General features: G+C 57.6%; 21 protein-coding genes and 1 pseudogene. 8 read left to right on the forward strand and 14 right to left on the reverse strand.

Annotated features, from left to right (window positions below):
• Both KGB25_RS08955 and KGB25_RS08960 read right to left on the reverse strand, forming a co-directional pair.
• The coding region (locus KGB25_RS08955) for a HAMP domain-containing protein (RefSeq protein ID WP_223434798.1) at positions 1-768 on the reverse strand (768 nt) is incomplete at its 3' end.
• On the reverse strand, positions 768-1,448 hold the full coding sequence (locus KGB25_RS08960) for a heavy metal response regulator transcription factor (RefSeq protein ID WP_008028443.1): 681 nt from the start codon (positions 1,446-1,448) through the stop codon (positions 768-770). The genes KGB25_RS08960 and KGB25_RS08955, both read right to left, overlap by 1 nt.
• A 155-nt stretch (positions 1,449-1,603) precedes the next feature.
• Here KGB25_RS08960 and KGB25_RS08965 point away from each other — a divergent pair, with 155 nt between their 5' ends.
• Both KGB25_RS08965 and queF read left to right on the forward strand, forming a co-directional pair.
• Entirely contained in the window at positions 1,604-2,125 is a 522-nt protein-coding gene (locus KGB25_RS08965) for a plastocyanin/azurin family copper-binding protein (RefSeq protein WP_008037698.1), read from the forward strand.
• Positions 2,126-2,186: 61 nt separating this feature from the next.
• On the forward strand, positions 2,187-3,017 hold the full coding sequence (gene queF, locus KGB25_RS08970; RefSeq protein WP_008028439.1) for an NADPH-dependent 7-cyano-7-deazaguanine reductase QueF: 831 nt from the start codon (positions 2,187-2,189) through the stop codon (positions 3,015-3,017).
• A 143-nt stretch (positions 3,018-3,160) separates the two neighbouring features.
• Here the strand turns inward: queF and KGB25_RS08975 are convergent, their stop codons facing one another.
• Both KGB25_RS08975 and KGB25_RS08980 read right to left on the reverse strand, forming a co-directional pair.
• The gene (locus tag KGB25_RS08975; protein WP_008028435.1) at positions 3,161-3,424 is read right to left on the reverse strand and encodes a DUF4404 family protein; all 264 of its coding nucleotides are present in this window, start codon (positions 3,422-3,424) and stop codon (positions 3,161-3,163) included.
• A 109-nt stretch (positions 3,425-3,533) separates the two neighbouring features.
• Positions 3,534-4,154, reverse strand: a complete 621-nt coding sequence (locus tag KGB25_RS08980) for a hypothetical protein (RefSeq protein ID WP_008028434.1) — start codon at positions 4,152-4,154, stop codon at positions 3,534-3,536.
• Between the two features lie 201 nt (positions 4,155-4,355).
• Here KGB25_RS08980 and KGB25_RS08985 point away from each other — a divergent pair, with 201 nt between their 5' ends.
• The gene (locus KGB25_RS08985; protein ID WP_192226303.1) at positions 4,356-5,045 is read left to right on the forward strand and encodes a VacJ family lipoprotein; all 690 of its coding nucleotides are present in this window, start codon (positions 4,356-4,358) and stop codon (positions 5,043-5,045) included.
• Positions 5,046-5,108: 63 nt separating this feature from the next.
• Here KGB25_RS08985 and KGB25_RS08990 read toward each other — a convergent pair whose 3' ends face one another.
• Complete coding sequence (locus KGB25_RS08990) at positions 5,109-5,408, reverse strand: PilZ domain-containing protein (protein WP_223434799.1); 300 nt, start codon at positions 5,406-5,408, stop codon at positions 5,109-5,111.
• A 276-nt stretch (positions 5,409-5,684) separates the two neighbouring features.
• Here KGB25_RS08990 and rssB point away from each other — a divergent pair, with 276 nt between their 5' ends.
• Complete coding sequence (gene rssB / locus KGB25_RS08995; protein WP_032832382.1) at positions 5,685-6,866, forward strand: two-component system response regulator RssB; 1,182 nt, start codon at positions 5,685-5,687, stop codon at positions 6,864-6,866.
• The gene (rssC, locus tag KGB25_RS09000; protein WP_007935262.1) at positions 6,866-7,348 is read left to right on the forward strand and encodes an anti-sigma factor antagonist RssC; all 483 of its coding nucleotides are present in this window, start codon (positions 6,866-6,868) and stop codon (positions 7,346-7,348) included. The genes rssB and rssC overlap by 1 nt, the downstream gene beginning before the upstream one ends.
• Positions 7,349-7,534: 186 nt before the next feature.
• Here the strand turns inward: rssC and tal are convergent, their stop codons facing one another.
• Both tal and dusA read right to left on the reverse strand, forming a co-directional pair.
• Positions 7,535-8,461: a transaldolase gene (gene tal, locus KGB25_RS09005; protein WP_008028427.1), complete on the reverse strand. Its 927-nt coding sequence runs from the start codon at positions 8,459-8,461 to the stop codon at positions 7,535-7,537.
• 178 nt (positions 8,462-8,639) lie between these two features.
• Entirely contained in the window at positions 8,640-9,659 is a 1,020-nt protein-coding gene (dusA, locus tag KGB25_RS09010; protein ID WP_223434800.1) for a tRNA dihydrouridine(20/20a) synthase DusA, read from the reverse strand.
• 100 nt (positions 9,660-9,759) lie between these two features.
• Between dusA and KGB25_RS09015 the strand changes: the two are divergent.
• Both KGB25_RS09015 and KGB25_RS09020 read left to right on the forward strand, forming a co-directional pair.
• Positions 9,760-9,879: pseudogene (locus KGB25_RS09015) on the forward strand (site-specific integrase); the annotation flags it as partial.
• 98 nt (positions 9,880-9,977) lie between these two features.
• Positions 9,978-10,640: a hypothetical protein gene (locus tag KGB25_RS09020; RefSeq protein ID WP_223434801.1), complete on the forward strand. Its 663-nt coding sequence runs from the start codon at positions 9,978-9,980 to the stop codon at positions 10,638-10,640.
• 118 nt (positions 10,641-10,758) lie between these two features.
• Here KGB25_RS09020 and KGB25_RS09025 read toward each other — a convergent pair whose 3' ends face one another.
• Entirely contained in the window at positions 10,759-11,859 is a 1,101-nt protein-coding gene (locus tag KGB25_RS09025; RefSeq protein ID WP_008037681.1) for an acyltransferase family protein, read from the reverse strand.
• Positions 11,840-12,076 carry a hypothetical protein gene (locus tag KGB25_RS09030; RefSeq protein ID WP_008037679.1) on the reverse strand — a complete coding sequence of 79 codons (237 nt, stop codon included), beginning with the start codon at positions 12,074-12,076 and terminating at the stop codon, positions 11,840-11,842. The genes KGB25_RS09025 and KGB25_RS09030 overlap by 20 nt, the downstream gene beginning before the upstream one ends.
• A 32-nt stretch (positions 12,077-12,108) precedes the next feature.
• Here KGB25_RS09030 and KGB25_RS09035 point away from each other — a divergent pair, with 32 nt between their 5' ends.
• Complete coding sequence (locus tag KGB25_RS09035) at positions 12,109-12,327, forward strand: hypothetical protein (RefSeq protein ID WP_008037677.1); 219 nt, start codon at positions 12,109-12,111, stop codon at positions 12,325-12,327.
• Between the two features lie 60 nt (positions 12,328-12,387).
• Here KGB25_RS09035 and KGB25_RS09040 read toward each other — a convergent pair whose 3' ends face one another.
• The 5 genes from KGB25_RS09040 to KGB25_RS09060 all read right to left on the reverse strand — a co-directional run bounded on the left by KGB25_RS09040 (position 12,388) and on the right by KGB25_RS09060 (position 16,093).
• Positions 12,388-13,179, reverse strand: a complete 792-nt coding sequence (locus KGB25_RS09040; RefSeq protein ID WP_223434802.1) for a transporter substrate-binding domain-containing protein — start codon at positions 13,177-13,179, stop codon at positions 12,388-12,390.
• Positions 13,180-13,330: 151 nt separating this feature from the next.
• Complete coding sequence (locus tag KGB25_RS09045; protein WP_207285106.1) at positions 13,331-13,672, reverse strand: hypothetical protein; 342 nt, start codon at positions 13,670-13,672, stop codon at positions 13,331-13,333.
• Positions 13,673-13,822: 150 nt separating this feature from the next.
• A complete protein-coding gene (gene copD, locus KGB25_RS09050; protein ID WP_223434803.1) occupies positions 13,823-14,752 on the reverse strand; it encodes a copper homeostasis membrane protein CopD in 930 nt (309 codons plus the stop codon).
• A gap of 3 nt (positions 14,753-14,755) precedes the next feature.
• Entirely contained in the window at positions 14,756-15,127 is a 372-nt protein-coding gene (gene copC, locus KGB25_RS09055; protein ID WP_008037673.1) for a copper homeostasis periplasmic binding protein CopC, read from the reverse strand.
• Positions 15,128-15,181: 54 nt separating this feature from the next.
• Positions 15,182-16,093 carry a copper resistance protein B gene (locus tag KGB25_RS09060; protein WP_223434804.1) on the reverse strand — a complete coding sequence of 304 codons (912 nt, stop codon included), beginning with the start codon at positions 16,091-16,093 and terminating at the stop codon, positions 15,182-15,184.
• Between the last annotated feature and the right edge of the window lies 1 nt (position 16,094).

The following is a 16,094-nucleotide window of genomic DNA, read 5'->3' on the forward strand; positions in this document are numbered from 1 at the left end:
GGTGAGGGTGACCTGGGTGTGGGTCAGCAAATTTGACAGGGGGGTGCGCAGTTCATGGGCGATGTCGGCAGAAAACGCCGAGAGCCGCTGAAAAGAGTCGTCGAGGCGTCCGAGCATGGCGTTGAAGTTGTGGGCCATTTCCGCAAGTTCGGGCGGCATGTTCTCTTCGGGCAGTCGGGCATTCAGCGACTGCGCGGAAACGCCACTGGCGATCGCACTCATGCGCCGTAACGGACGCAGCCCGCTACGCGCCGCCCAGGCACCCAGCAGAGCGGTGGCCAGGGCCGACAAGCCGACGGTCAGCCAGATCAAGTGCTGCATGCGCTGCAGAAAGTGCTGATGGTGGGTGATGTCCAACAGCAGGGTCAATTGCGGTGAGTCAGGCTTGTCGACAAACAACGGCGCATTGAGGACGCGGTAGTCGGTGCCGTCGTCGTTCATGGTCGACAAACCCGGCCTCTGCGGAAGTTTATCGGGCAGGCTCGGGGCGCTGTCGTACCAGCGCTTGCCGTCGCTGCCGGAAATGCGCAGGGACAAATCAGCCTGACGGTTCAATTCATCCGCCAGTCTGACTTCGCTTTCACTGGACTGAAGATCGTGAAGCGCCCGGCGCAAACCAATGAGCTTGCCGTCCAGCAATTGCTGGTCCAGTTCAACGAAGTGCGCCTCGCTGGCTCGACTGAACAACACGCCCGCGAACAACGAAACCACGGCGGTGCAAGCTGCAAACAGCAGCGCCAGACGGCTGCTCAATGAAAGTCGGCGCATCAGGCCGGGCGCTCTTCGAGGACATAGCCCATGCCGCGCACGGTATGGATCAATTTGTTCGGAAACTCGTCGTCGATTTTCAGGCGCAAGCGGCGGATGGCGACTTCGATGACATTGGTGTCGCTGTCGAAATTCATGTCCCAGACCTGGGAAGCGATCAGCGATTTGGGCAGCACTTCGCCCTGACGGCGCAGGAGCATTTCCAGCAGGGCGAACTCCTTGGCGGTCAGGTCGATGCGTTGGCCACTGCGTTCGACGCGACGGCGGATCAGGTCCAGGCGCAAATCGGCCAGTTGCAGGCTGGTTTCCTGCGGCGTGGTGCTGCCGCGACGCAACAGGCTGCGAACCCGGGCCAGCAGTTCGGAGAAGGCGAACGGCTTGACCAGATAATCGTCGGCGCCCAGTTCGAGGCCGTGAACCCTGTCTTCCACCGCGTCTCGTGCGGTTAGAAACAGGACTGGCGTGTCGAGGCCTGCGCTGCGCACTGCCTGAAGGATTTGCCAGCCGTCGCGACCGGGCAACATCACATCGAGGATCAACAGCGCGTAGTCACCGCTCAATGCCAATTGCTGGCCAGTGTCGCCGTCGGCCACCAGTTCGGTGTTGAACCCGGCTTCGGTCAGGCCCTGGCGCAGGTAATGGCCGGTTTTCGGTTGGTCTTCGACGATCAGCAGTTTCATGGGCGACTCGAGGCAAATGGAACGAACGCTTTATACCGTGGGCAGCGGTTGTGCAGGTCAACCTGACAAAGTTGTAATCTGGCTGTCAGGTTACGGGCAGTGGCCGCAGTTTAGTGTTTTCCACAGGCTGAACTTTATCTTGTTGGAGTATGACTATGTTTTTGCGCAAACCCCTGGTGCTGGCTGCGTGCCTGCTGGTGCTGAGTTCGCCGGTGTGGGCATCGCCGGCGCACACCTACGACTTCGGGCAACCGGCCCCAGCTGCCAAGGCGACCCGCAGCGTTGAAGTGGTGATGGGCGACATGTCGTTCACCCCAAAGACCATCGATATCAAGGCCGGTGAGACAGTTCGCTTTGTGCTGGTGAATAAAGGCCAGTTGCTGCACGAATTCAACCTCGGTGACGCGGCGATGCATGCAAAACATCAGCAGGAAATGATGAAGATGCAGCAGAGCGGCATGCTTACGCCTACAGGGATGAAGGAAATGGACCACGGCGCGATGGCGGGAATGGATCATGGTATGAAACACGATGACCCCAATAGCGTGCTGGTCGAGCCGGGTAAAACCGCCGAACTGACCTGGACCTTCACCAAGGCCACCAACCTGGAATTTGCCTGCAATATTCCAGGTCACTATCAGGCTGGCATGGTCGGTAAACTGACAGTCAGTCAGTAAGCACTCTAAGGCGCGAGCAAAGGCTGGTAGAATCCGCTGATTCTTCAGTCAGGTTTCCGCCATGCATCCCGCAGCCGAACACTCGCCGCTGGGTAAATCCAGCGAATACATCGCCACTTACACGCCGTCCTTGCTGTTTCCGATCCCGCGCACCGCGAAATGGGCCGAGTTGGGGCTGACGGCTGAAACCCTGCCGTATAAAGGCGTGGATTTCTGGAACTGCTTCGAGCTGTCGTGGCTGTTGCCGTCCGGTAAACCCGTGGTGGCGATCGGCGAATTCTGCATCCCGGCGGATTCGCCGAACATCATCGAATCCAAGTCGTTCAAGCTGTATCTGAACTCGTTGAATCAGACTCCGTTTGCCGATATCGCAAGCCTTGAAGCGACGCTGGTGAACGACCTGTCCGCTGCGGCAGGCAAGCCGGTCGGCGTGCGGGTTCGCCGCCTGAAAGACGTTGAAGCCGAAGGCGTCGTGGCGCTGCCGGGTGTGTGCATCGATGACCTGGACATCAGCGTCAGCAACTATGAGCATCCGCGTCCGGAGCTGCTGCGTTGTGATGATTCGCGCATCGTCGAGGAGAGCGTGCACAGTCATTTGCTCAAATCCAACTGCCCGGTGACCAGTCAGCCGGACTGGGGCAGCGTGGTGGTGGAATACCGTGGCGCGGCGCTGGATCACGCGAGTCTGCTGGAGTACATCGTGAGCTTCCGTCAGCACTCGGACTTCCATGAGCAGTGTGTGGAGCGGATTTTCCTCGACCTGCAACGCTTGCTGAAACCGGAGAAATTGACGGTGTACGCGCGGTATGTGCGTCGCGGCGGGTTGGACATCAACCCGTATCGCAGCACTGAAGACGTGCAACTGCCGAACCATCGCCTGGTCCGCCAGTAACATCTGTAGGAGCCCGGCTTGCCGGCGATGGCGTTTTTGAGACCGCTATCGCCGGCAAGCCGGGCTCCTACAAAAGCACAGCGAGTGACTACGCAATAAAAAGCCCCGCTATCACTAGCGGGGCTTTTTTGTATCTGGCGGGTTCAGATCCCCATGCTGACCAGAGATTGCACAATGTTGCGCAAGGTGCCGGCAATGGCGGGGTGTTCAAGTTCAAAGCGTTCGACGGCCAGGTTTACGCCATCGGCGAGGCTGGAGTCCTGGGTTTTGGTTTCGAGTTCAAGCTCAAGTTCGATCTGTTGCATCAGCGCATGCAGGTCGGCGCGCTCTGCTTCGGTCAGCGGAGGATTCTGTTCCAATTGCTCGCGCAGGGCATTGAGCTGTTGTTGCAGTTCGCGGGCAGGCATGGCGTTCTTCCTTTTATCGATAGGCACTGGCATAGACCGTGGCAGCGCGCCAAAGGTCTATGGCTGACCTTTAGATTAATCCACTCGCGCGCAACCTGCATGATCTCGATCAGGGCTTTTCACCCTTGAGCCGACGCAGGCTGATGTCGGCCAGGCAGGTGTCGAGTTCGCCGAGGTGATCGATCACCGAATGCACGCCCAGGCTGAACAATTGCACGGTGGCCTTGCCGCGCAGGTGTTCGCGTTCCTTTTGGCTCAAGGCTTGCCATTCGCTGGGCGCCAGCCCGCAGAGCGAGCCGCAGGAGGCCAGGCCGATGGTCCACAACCCGGCATTCAGGCCCGATTGCAGCAATCGCGGTTCGCCGCTGACCAGCACGCAACCATCCAGTTGCCCGACATTCAGCGCCATCAAGGCTTGCCAGCATGCATTCGGCGCGGGCCACGGATTGATTGTTGCGGGGTGTTGCGACGGCTTGACCCAGTCGGGCAGGGCGGCGGCCAGCGAAAGGCTCAATGCGGGGGGAAGTTCGTCGAGCCAGGCACAGGGAATCTGCTGGCGCTGCAAACTGTGCAGGCTGTCCAGAGCGCCAGGTGTGACTTCGGCATGCTCGGCGCAATGGTCGCCGTGCTGGCGCGTGCGGGCGCCGAAGTCCACCAGGCAACCGCTGAGGCCAAACAGGACGGCGGTCAGGCTGGGGGCGGCGAGGGGCAAGGTTTCGGCGTGCGGCATGTCAACATCCCTGAAATAGCGTCAAGGCTATGCGCCGCCGGTGACAGTTGAGTGACATGGATGTGAATCGCTCACAGTCATGGCGAATCATCCGTAGGCCATCACGCACGATGCTGCCTAAAGCGGCTTTTCCGTCTTATACTCACCAGCTTAATGTTCGGGCCAAGACGCCCGCGCCAGTACAAACCAAGGAGTTTTTCTATGCGCTGGAGCAATCATCTAGCTCAGTTTTGTGTGTGCGCCAGTGTGTTGCTGGCTCCGTTCGCTGCCCAGGCAGCCACGGAAGAGGACCCTTGGGAAAGCATCAACCGTCCGATCTACAAGTTCAACGATGTGCTCGACACCTATGCGCTGAAGCCTCTGGCGCAGGGCTATCAGTTCGTGACCCCGCAATTTCTCGAAGACGGCATCCACAACATGTTCCGCAACGTCGGTGATGTCACCAACCTTGCCAACAACATCTTGCAGGCCAAACCGGGCGCTGCCGGCGTCGACACCGCACGCCTGATCTTCAACACCACCTTCGGCCTGCTGGGCTTCTTCGATGTGGGCACCAAGATGGGCCTCAATCGCAGCGACGAAGACTTCGGTCAGACGTTGGGCTATTGGGGTGTAGGAAGCGGCCCGTACGTGATGCTGCCGTTGCTGGGCCCAAGCACTCTGCGTGATGCGCCTGCCAAGTTTGTCGATGGCTACACCGGCCCATACCCGTACATCCACGACGTACCGGTGCGTAACTCGATCTTCGCCCTGAACGTTGTCGACACCCGCGCCAGCCTGCTGTCGGCCGAGAAACTGATCAGCGGCGACAAGTACACCTTCATCCGCAATGCGTACTTGCAGAACCGCGAGTTCAAAGTCAAAGACGGTCAGGTCGAAGACGATTTTTGATCTCGACCGGTAAAAAACGAAGAAGGCGGCCTGATGGCCGCCTTTTTTGGTTTTGGATCCGGGTTATTTCATTTTCAAGATTGTAAGGCCGAGTTTCTGATTGGCGCCGTCCTGTTCTTTAACCCGGACCACCTCAGTGTCGGCTTCGAGCCCTTTGAGTGCAGCATGATCGGAGTCGATCCGCACGCTGAGCCGGTCGCCGACCTTGAACCGACGCGGTGCCTCAACCTGCATGCCACTGCTGGAAAGGTCGATGCAGACGGCTGCAACTTCGTCCCCTTCATGAATCAGCGCGACATCGGCATCGACTCGCATGCGGATGAAATCACGCTTTTCGCTGTAGTCCCGTTCGGTTTGGCTCATGGGCTTCATCCTTCCATTGGGTTACGGTTTTATCAGTTCTTATAACTCTCGGTGATTTGACAAGTAAAGACGTCAAGCGACCATCGGCGTGAGCTTGAAACGCCCCGCGGATGGGAGTACCGTCTGCGCCTTAGAAGGGCACCTCTGGTGTGCCTGTCAGTAGGGTCGATGCCCGAAAGCGGTGCAACAGAGAGGCTAGAAAGCGAATCCAGTAGTGTGTGCGGGGTCAATTGCCCAGCCTGCTACGCCAACCTAATTCTGGCGCCGTTTGCCCACATGCCAAAAACCAGTGCCACGCTGCTGATAATCGATGATGACGAAGTAGTGCGCGCGAGCCTCGCCGCCTATTTGGAAGACAGTGGTTTCAGCGTCTTGCAGGCCAGCAATGGCCAGCAGGGTCTTCAGGTATTCGAGCAAGACAAGCCCGGCTTGGTCATCTGCGATCTGCGCATGCCGCAGATGGGCGGACTCGAACTCATTCGCCAGGTCACCGAGCGGTCACCGCAAACCCCTGTGATTGTGGTTTCGGGTGCCGGCGTGATGAACGACGCAGTCGAGGCCTTGCGCCTGGGCGCGGCGGATTACCTGATCAAGCCTCTCGAAGATCTGGCCGTGCTCGAGCACTCTGTGCGCCGGGCCCTGGATCGCGCGCGTCTGCTGCTGGAAAACCAGCGCTACCGTGAGAAGCTGGAAAAGGCCAATCGCGAGCTCGAAGCCAGCCTGAACCTGCTCCAGGAAGACCAGAATGCCGGTCGCCAGGTGCAGATGAACATGCTGCCGGTCAGCCCCTGGACCATTGACGAATTCAAGTTTGCACACCAGATCATCCCGTCTTTGTATCTGTCGGGTGATTTCGTCGACTACTTTCGGGTCGACGAGCGTCGGGTAGCGTTCTACCTGGCGGACGTTTCCGGTCATGGTGCTTCTTCAGCATTCGTCACGGTGCTGCTGAAATTCATGACCACGCGCTTGCTGTTCGAATCCAAGCGCAACGGGACATTGCCGGAATTCAAGCCTTCAGAGGTCCTTGGTCATATCAACCGGGGCCTGATCAGTTGTAAGCTGGGTAAACACGTCACAATGGTCGGTGGAGTCATCGACGAGGAGACAGGTTTGTTGACCTATAGCATCGGTGGTCATTTGCCGTTGCCTGTGTTGTACACGCCAGACAGTGTTCGATATCTGGAAGGGCGTGGTCTGCCGGTGGGCCTCTTCAATGAAGCCACCTATGAAGATCACGTGCTGGAGCTGCCGCCGACGTTCAGCCTGACGCTGATGTCCGATGGCATTCTGGACCTTTTGCCAGAACCTACACTCAAAGAAAAAGAAGCGGCTTTGCCCCAGCGGGTCAAAGCAGCGGGCGGCACCCTGGATGGGCTGCGGCAGGTTTTTGGATTGGCCACGCTAGGGGAGATGCCGGATGATATCGCCCTGTTGGTGTTGAGCAGGAATCTTTAATGAGTACCGGTAGAATCCAGTTCGCCGAGCAGGACGGCACCTTCGTCTTGAAGTTCGTCGGTGAAGTTCGCCTGACCCTGTGTTCGGCGTTGGATGCGACTATTGAGCGGATCTTCACGGCGTTGAACTTCAACGCGATCGTGATCGACCTGACCGAAACCCGCAGCATCGACAGCACCACCCTTGGCCTGTTGGCCAAACTGTCGATCCTGTCGCGGCAGAAAGTCGGCCTGCTGCCGACCGTCGTCACCACCCACGAAGACATCACACGTCTGTTGCAGTCCATGGGCTTCGAGCAGGTGTTCAACATCGTTGACCGCCCGATCCCGTGCCCTGAGTGCCTGACCGACTTGCCTGACCAGGACCAGTCGGAAGAAGTGGTGCGGATCAAAGTGCTGGAAGCGCACAAGATCCTCATGGGGCTGAATGATTCGAATCGTGAAGCGTTTCATGATCTGGTGAATGCGCTGGAGCGTCATTGATCCTTTGAACCCCATCGCCGGCAAGCCGGCTCCTACAGTTGAATGATCACGTGTAGGAGCCAGCTTGCTGGCGATGGCGGCCTGAAATCCCCCAAATTCCCAAGCACAAAACCCGCACCAAACAAACGCACACAAAAAAGGGCGAACCCATCAAGGTTCGCCCTTTTTGCATTGCGCTGAACTAGATCACAGCTTGGCCTGCAACAGCGCCTCAAGCTTCTCCTGGTCCCGGGCAAACTGACGAATCCCTTCCGCCAGTTTCTCGGTCGCCATCGCATCTTCGTTGGACAACCAACGGAACTGCGCTTCATTCAGGCTCAAGCGCGCTTCACCGGTATGACCCGGCGCCAATTTACGCTCCAGCTTGCCAGTGTCCGCCGCCAGTTTATCGATCAAGTCCGGGCTGATGGTCAGACGGTCGCAACCGGCCAGTTGCTCGATCTGATTCAGGTTACGGAAGCTCGCGCCCATGACCACGGTCTTGTAGTCATTGGCCTTGTAGTAGTTGTAGATACGCGTCACCGACTGCACGCCCGGATCATCCGCGCCGGTGTAGTCGTTGCCGTTGGCCTTCTTGTACCAGTCGTAGATACGGCCCACGAACGGCGAAATCAGGAACACACCCGCATCGGCACACGCCGCCGCCTGGGCGAACGAGAACAGCAATGTCAGGTTGGTCTGGATGCCTTCTTTTTCCAGGATTTCGGCAGCGCGGATACCTTCCCAGGTGGAGGCGATCTTGATCAGCACGCGGTCACGGCCGATGCCGGCTTTTTCATACAGCTCGATCAGACGGTGCGCACGCTTCAATACGGCGTCAGTGTCGAACGACAGGCGCGCGTCCACTTCAGTGGAAATACGGCCCGGAATCACTTTCAGGATCTCTTGCCCTACCGCGACGCCAAAACGGTCGCTGGCCAGGCCCACATCGCCCTTGCAGTCGCTGACGCAAGCGTTCAACAACTCGGCATAGCCGGGAATGGCCGCGGCTTTGAGCAACAGGGAAGGGTTGGTGGTAGCGTCCACCGGTTTAACGCGAGCGATCGCTTCGAAGTCGCCGGTGTCGGCAACCACGGTGGTCATCTGTTTGAGTTGTTCCAGCTTGGAAGTCATGGGCGTGCTCTGTCCTATGGGTCTAATGACATTACCCGAGCGCTGACAGCCACTCAAGGGCACATGTACGTATCGAAGGCCCCGGCGGCAACATCTGGAAAACGGATGTTTGAAAGGCGGGGCGCGGTGTCCGTAAATACGATGCCAAATCCGGGCGCAGGTTCAACGCGGTTGACCGTTAACGCCCTTCAAGCAGCTCCGCCGCCTGATCCAGCAACGCCAAAGGCTCCTTGGCCTTATGAATATCCACCGACAACAACTGCCGAAACTTGCGCGCCCCCGGAAACCCGGTGCCCAGCCCCAGCACATGCCGGGTGATGTGGTGCATCGAACCGCCTGCATCAATATGCGCCGCGATATAAGGCCGCAACTGCGCCAGCGCTTGCGCCCGAGTGATCACCGGTGCCGTGCTGCCGAACAGTTGCTGATCGACCTCAGCCATCACATAAGGATTGTGATACGCCTCACGACCGAGCATCACGCCGTCGAAGGTCTGCAAATGCTCGTGACAGGCCTCCAGCGTCTTGATCCCGCCGTTGAGAATAATCTCCAGCTCCGGAAAATCCTTCTTCAACTGCGCCGCCACGTCATAACGCAGGGGCGGAATATCGCGGTTCTCCTTCGGCGACAACCCCTCCAGAATCGCGATCCGCGCATGCACCGTAAAACTCGTGCACCCGGCGTCGCGAACCGTGCCGACGAAATCACACAACTCTTCGTAACTGTCCCGTCCGTTAATCCCGATCCGGTGCTTCACCGTCACCGGAATCGACACCGCGTCACGCATCGCCTTCACGCAATCCGCCACCAACTGCGGATGCCCCATCAGCACCGCGCCGATCATATTGTTCTGCACCCGATCACTTGGGCAGCCGACGTTGAGATTCACCTCGTCGTAACCGTGGTCCTGAGCCATGCGTGCGCAGGCGGCCAGGTCCAGCGGCACGCTGCCGCCGAGTTGCAGGGCGAGGGGGTGTTCGGCTTCGTTGTGACGCAGGAAACGGTCGTGATCACCATTGAGCAGCGCGCCGGTGGTGACCATTTCGGTGTAGAGCAGGGCGTTCTTGGAGAGCAGGCGCAGGAAAAACCGGCAATGCCTGTCAGTCCAGTCCATCATCGGCGCCACACTGAAGCGGCGGGAAGGCTCAGAGCGCGAAAGGCTAGTCGTTACGGGTGCTTCAGGTTTTTCGACGGTCATTGGTACTGATCTTTTATACGGCGGTTTTTACCCATTTTCCTTGTTGTTGAACGTCGATTGCCATGAAGTAGCAAGCGAATTCCGCAGGTAGCAACTGGAAATGGGCACGATCACATCACGCAAGCGCAAGGACAACTCGACGGCCTACACGGCGCAGATACGGATCAATAGGGACGGGCGCACAGTTTATCAGGAAAGCCAGACTCTCGACCGCCAGCAGGCTGGAGGCGTGACGCTCCGGGATTGAGGAAGACAGATCTGATACGCACCTGATAGCATCTGGCTATCAATTTCGATGTGCGTTTAGGAAGGGAGTCCATGCCAAAAAGAATTTTTGCCATAGCGCTAGCCGCTATGGGAGCTATCACTGGAATGCAGAGTGCTCTTGCCAGTGACAACCTGTTTAAAAGTTACGCCTATGACAGTCCTCTCGCGAATTACACCGAGGCCGCGGGCTTCTATGACTGCTCAGCAGATGTGGGAGCTACTGCAAGGTGTCTCGACGATGTGGGTTTTATCGATCATAAATTCACAGCGAGTCTAGTTTTCAGTGGTGACAAACTGGTTATTGTTTCGCTGTTTACGCCCTACGATCGCGATGTGTTCGCACGGTCAATTGGCGCTCTTTCCAAGACGTTTGGTCTGCTTGCACTGACTGATGGGAAATCGGTGTTGGACCTTGTTGATCTCGCAGGCAAAGTAAAAAACAAAGATGAATACGCCGCCAAGCTCTCGAATTACGAGAGTGTTGCTTTGGCCGCCAACGATTTGACCTACACCTTTTTTGAAGGAATTACCTCGGCCAGTGGTGCTTCTAGCGCTCATAGCGTGGTGGCATCAGCGCCTGACAACATTCGAGGGGCTGATTTGATTGTTTCTGGTGAGGGCGATGAGTCCATGATCATCATCAAATTTTCTTTCCCGAAACTCGATGAGCACAAAATGGCTCAGCAGGCCAAGAAGCCTGTCGAGGCTTTCTGACGTCGATCCTTGTTATGTAAAAAACCTCGCCAAAGCGAGGTTTTTTCATTTCTGGAGTTCACTACCACCGACAAGCCCTGTCTGTGACCGCGAGCGGGCGACTCAGGTTGGCCTGACTTTACGTACGATTCAGAACGACGGCATCAGGCCGCTTGAACTTGATGCGTCTGCTCCACGCGATGGCGGGACGTTCGAACAATAGATAGGCCATGGCCGAGAATGCGATGCACGTTGCAATGATCAGGACGGCGGCCAGTGCATCCGAGAAAAGGCCGGTTGGCATGAAAGCCCGGTAAACGCGCATGAAGAAACCGGTCACAGGAGAATGGAACAAGTACAGGCTGTAGGAAATCAGGGCAATTTTCTGCACGGGGTAGCTGGATATAAAACCCAGCGTGGTGGAGCGATTAACCAGGAAGCAGAACAGTAAGCCCGTCAACCCGGCAGCAATGGTGAATGAGTTTTTAGTTGCAAGACCGATAACAAGCGCCAATGCACAGTAACCAATGGCGATGTAATGGCTTTGTTTAGTGCCGCTCAGGGTTTGAGCGCACAGCACCCCGGCCATGAAGCTGAACCAGAACGCAATAAATCCGCCTTTCCAGCCTATCGCATGAATTATCCCGGCGGGCCACAGCAGCGCCAGCAATGCGCTGCCCCAAATCCAGAGGTTGCGACGCTTGGGTGTTACACCCTCTCCAGCACGATCGGCTAACCACAGCAGCACCGCAAAAAAGATGTAGAACTGCACCTCGATACACAGGGTCCAGAACACCGTGATGATGTTTCTGATGCCAAGGAAATCTTGGAGAAACAGCACGTGGGCGAGTATGGCCGTCACGCCGGGGATTTCGATTCCGGGTTGCCCAAGCATGTGTTTTACGGCGATCACGGCCACGCCCAGTGCAATGGCGGCGTAGTAGGGAGGGGCGAGGCGTACCAGGCGACGTGCCACAAAGTTTGTGGCGTTCACGTTATTCATTGGCACCCGGGATGTCGTGGTCGCCATGACAATGCCGCTTAGTACGAAAAATATAGGCACTCCCAAATGGCCTGCGTCAAAGACCATGTATTTCAACCAGCCTGGAATGGCTGCCAGCAGGGTTGGGATGTGATTTCCTTCGGATAAATGAAACAGAACCACCCAGAAGCATGCAAAACAGCGCAATGCGTCAACCAGGGCAAGACGATGTTTGTCATCAACGGTGATTCCACTCATTCAATGCTTCCTTTCTCTCGCGGCGGATGTTGTTTTTTGTGCGGGCACTGAACGCAGAGCTTAGCAGCTGCAGCAGCCTGTCGAACTTGCGAACACCACCGTCCACAGCCTTTTTGGAGGGCTCGGGAAATCGGAATACCTGAACAAATGCTGTCGCTGCGTGAAGTTTCACGATGCTGCCGGGTTCGCAGCCTAGGATGGACACTGAAGATTGCATCACCCCACCTCCGGCCACAGGGAACCTGAAAAATGATCTCGAACTTCTTCAAAGTCTTGCTGATCGGTGGTGCGCTGCTGTTGAGCGCCTGTTCGGGCGTCAGCACCCATAACGACTATTCAGAAGACCTCGAGCCGTCCGCCGGCTTCGGTCCTGGCCCGACCAATAGCCACAGTCAGCTGAACTTCCATGGCAGTGCATTGGGCAGCAGCTTCGGTGAATACGGTTCGGGACTGTTGCACGACGACTGACCGGCAACGGCGCGGTAATCCTGCCGTTGCCTGTTCGCCCAGCTTTTACCTGAAATAAGCCTATTTAGTCTCGGGCGTGGCGATCCACTGGCCTAAAACTTTCTGGTAGTTGCCCGTCACTTTGGTCAGGTGCAGCCATTGATCGACGTACAACTTCCACGTCATGTCGTCTCGCGGCAATAAATAAGCTTTCTCACCGTACTGCATGTACTGGCCTGGATTCACCGCGCACAAACCGGGTTTGAGTTTTTGCTGATACAACGCCTCCGACGCATCGGTGATCATCACGTCCGCCTTCTTGTCCAGCAGCTCCTGGAAGATGGTTACGTTGTCGTGAAGGCTCAATTGCGCCTTGGGCAGGAAGGCGTGAACGAACGCTTCGTTGGTGCCGCCGGCCGGTTCGACCAAGCGAACCGAAGGCTGGTTGATTTGCTCGACGGTCTGATACTTCGCCTGATCTTCGCAGCGCACCAACGGGATTTTGCCGTCGACGTCCAGCGTGGTGCTGAAGAAGGCTTTTTTCTGCCGCTCCAGGGTGACGGAGATCCCGCCCATGCCGATGTCGCATTTGCCCGCCAGCATGTCGGGCATCAGGGTTTTCCAGGTGGTCGGTACCCACTCGACCTTGACGCCAAGGCTGTCGGCCAGCGAGCGGGCCATGGCGATGTCGATGCCTGAGTATTCGCCGTCTTCACCTTTGAAGGTATAGGGTTTGTAGTCGCCCGTCGTGCAAACGCGCAGTTGGCCCTGTTGCAGGACGGTGTCCAGGTGCGAAGGGGGTTCCTGTGCTTGAGCGCCGGAGGATAGCGCCAGCAGGCCACAGAGCATCATGGTGCTTTTTATGGTTTTCATTGTTATCGGGCTTTTGTGATGGAGGGGAGCAAGCGGGAATCAGTGTAGTGAAAGCGCTTCTCGACTGTCATCCATGGCCCAATATCCCGTTCATTCCAGTGCGTGATACGTGCCAGGCAAGGCCCGACACGTATCCCTCCACACTAGTTGTTTATCCAACAGCCAAGGACCTCGAACTCTCGACATACGCTTCAATCGAGTTGGTAGCAGAGTGGATTCTTACGCCCTTGAGTTTATCGAGTGGCGGGTTTTCCCACGTCTCTGATGCGTTGATGGGACGGATGGGCTGTATAACAATCCCTTGGGGCGGATCAGCGACAAAGTCGAAGTCTTGAATGCCGTCTGGCGGGAACTGAATATAAAAACGCGGCAACAGTTTTGGGTTTGTCCAGCCAGCAGAACCCACCAAGCCAAATGCCTGGATGTGTAACTGCGGTGGGAATGATTTAAGTAACGTTAACTGGACATCCTCTACTTTCAATACGTCAGCCATTTTCGATCTCCTTTCGATAATTGCGCCGCTTTTTCACCTTGGCGCTTGGGTGTTGAACCCTATGGCTTGAAATCTGGTGGTTACACGCTAGTAAAGGACGCTCACCCTGTCCACTGACTGCCTTGGCCGGTCATCGGATGCTTTCATTCCCTACAGGGCGCCCATTTCCGGGCTCAGCGTTCCTAGCCAAGCCACAAGCCCGATAATGACCACAGCGGCCACCCACTCCACCACAACACTACGCCGCAACGTCTTGGCGGCGACTATGTATTTCCCCTCCAGCAACGACCGCTCCAACAACGGCCCAAGGTGAAACCGGTTCAGCGCGGCGAGCACAAGCATCCCGCCAAACAGTGCAACTTTGATGAATAGAAGTATGCCGTAGGTGCTGAGGAGTACGTCATCAAGCTTCGGCCCGACGATGAACAGGTAATTCACCACGCCCGTGACCGTGATGACGACCACGATCACCGCGCCCACCGATTCAAATCGTGCGACAGCCCGAGCCAGTAATCTGATGCGCTCTGCGGTTTTCAGCGCGTTGATTTTCGCCATCAGCACAAACGCTACCAGCGCACCCAGCCACGCGCCTGCCGCCAGCAGATGCAGAATATCCATCGCAAAATGCCAATAACGACGGCTGCCTTCGTCCATCGCCCCATGACCGCTCCAGGCCAGGCTGGCCAAGGCGATAGCGCCGGCAAAAGACGCAATCAGCAGGCTGAATCCCGGCGCACGGTCATTGAGCGTAACCGCCAAACCGGCGATAACCAGCACGGTGATGCGCGCTGCCCAGGCCAACCCGAAATCCGTCTCGAACACCATCATCTGGACATGCGGACGCAGCTCGGTGAAGTCCGACTCTCCGCTCATCGCACTCACCATCGTCAGCATGCCCGCCACGGACAACAGCACGCCGAACGCGGCCGTCACCTGAAGGATCGGCCGAAACGGCAGCACCGCCCCGGACACCCGCTCCCGGCCCGTAAGGCTGTAGAGCCCGAACAAACCCAGCCCAAACAGCACCATCAAATCCACATACAACCCAAACCGCAGTGCAATGCTGACCCAGTCGCTCATCAATCACTTCACTTTGAACGTAACGTTGCCGGTGATCGGGTGAGTGTCCGAAGACACCGCGCGCCATTCGACTTTGTAGCTGCCGGCGGGCAACGGCGAGAGCGGGGTGATGAGCATGGTTTTCGGGTCGCTGCCGCCGGTGACTTTGGCTTTCATCGGCATCGGGGAATGCGCCATGCCTGGCATTTCGGTCATGACCAGTTTCGCGCCGGAAAACTGGGTCATGAGGCTTTCGGAAAAGTGCAGTTCGATCGTGCTCGGTGCCGCGCCATCCGCACCTTCGGCCGGGGTGGAGGAGAGCAGTTTCGGGTGCGCCTGAGCCAGTGTGCTCATGAGCAAGCCGATGACAACGGCGGTGGTTTTCATTGTGCGCATGCAAGGCCTCTTTACCGCTCGAAGCGGTTTTTTTTGATGGTGATGTGAGTGCGATCAGAACCACAGCCGAACGCCGAGAACGACGCGTGTTTCACTGCGATCCTCGCCATCGTCTTTGGCGAAATCGGCGGTTTTGCCGTAGGTGCGGTTCCAGGTCACGCCGATGTAGGGGGCGATTTCCCGGCGAATTTCATAGCGCAACCGCAGCCCGGCTTCGGTGTTGGAGAGCCCGGAACCAATGCCCCGCTGCGGATCGTTTTTGCCGTAGACATTCAGCTCGGCGGTCGGCTGCAAAATGAGCCGGTTGGTCAGCAGGATGTCGTAGTCACCTTCCAGCCGCGCCGCGCTCTGGCCGCCTTCGCCGATGAACGCCGTGGCTTCGGCTTCGAAGTTGTACAGCGCCATGCCTTGCACGCCGAACGCGGCCCAGGTTTGCGGGGCGCCGGGTTTGAAGTCCTGGCGCACGCCGCTCACCACATCCCACCACGGCGAGATTGCGTGGCCCCATAACGCCTGGACTTCAGCGTCTTCGGTTTTGCCGTTGCTGCGCTCGCCTTCGGATCGCAGCCACAGGCGATCGATATCACCGCCGATCCATCCCGATAAATCCCAGGCCAGCGCGCTGCCGTCGTCGGCGTCCTGCCATTCGAGTTTGTCGGCGAGGAAGTAGTGATTGAGTGCAGAGTCATGCACGTTATGGCCGCCGGGGCTGACAAACACGGCGGCGCGGTCGGCATCGGTCAGCGGCGGGATCGGCGTGCGGCTTTCAGTGGGCGCGGCGGGCTGCATCTGGCCGTCGTCCATGCTTTGCATCTGGCTATGGTCCATGCCCTGCATCTGGCCATGATCCATGCCCGGCATCTGGCTGTGATCCATGTTCTGCATGTCGCCGGTGGCGGCGCTCGCCGAAGAAAGCGTCAGGCCCGTTGTGCAAACGGCGAGAAAAATCGATGTAAGTCTGGTCATG

The sequence above is a fragment of the Pseudomonas sp. BF-RE-21 genome (assembly GCF_019947305.1).
Taxonomy (GTDB): domain Bacteria; phylum Pseudomonadota; class Gammaproteobacteria; order Pseudomonadales; family Pseudomonadaceae; genus Aquipseudomonas; species Aquipseudomonas migulae.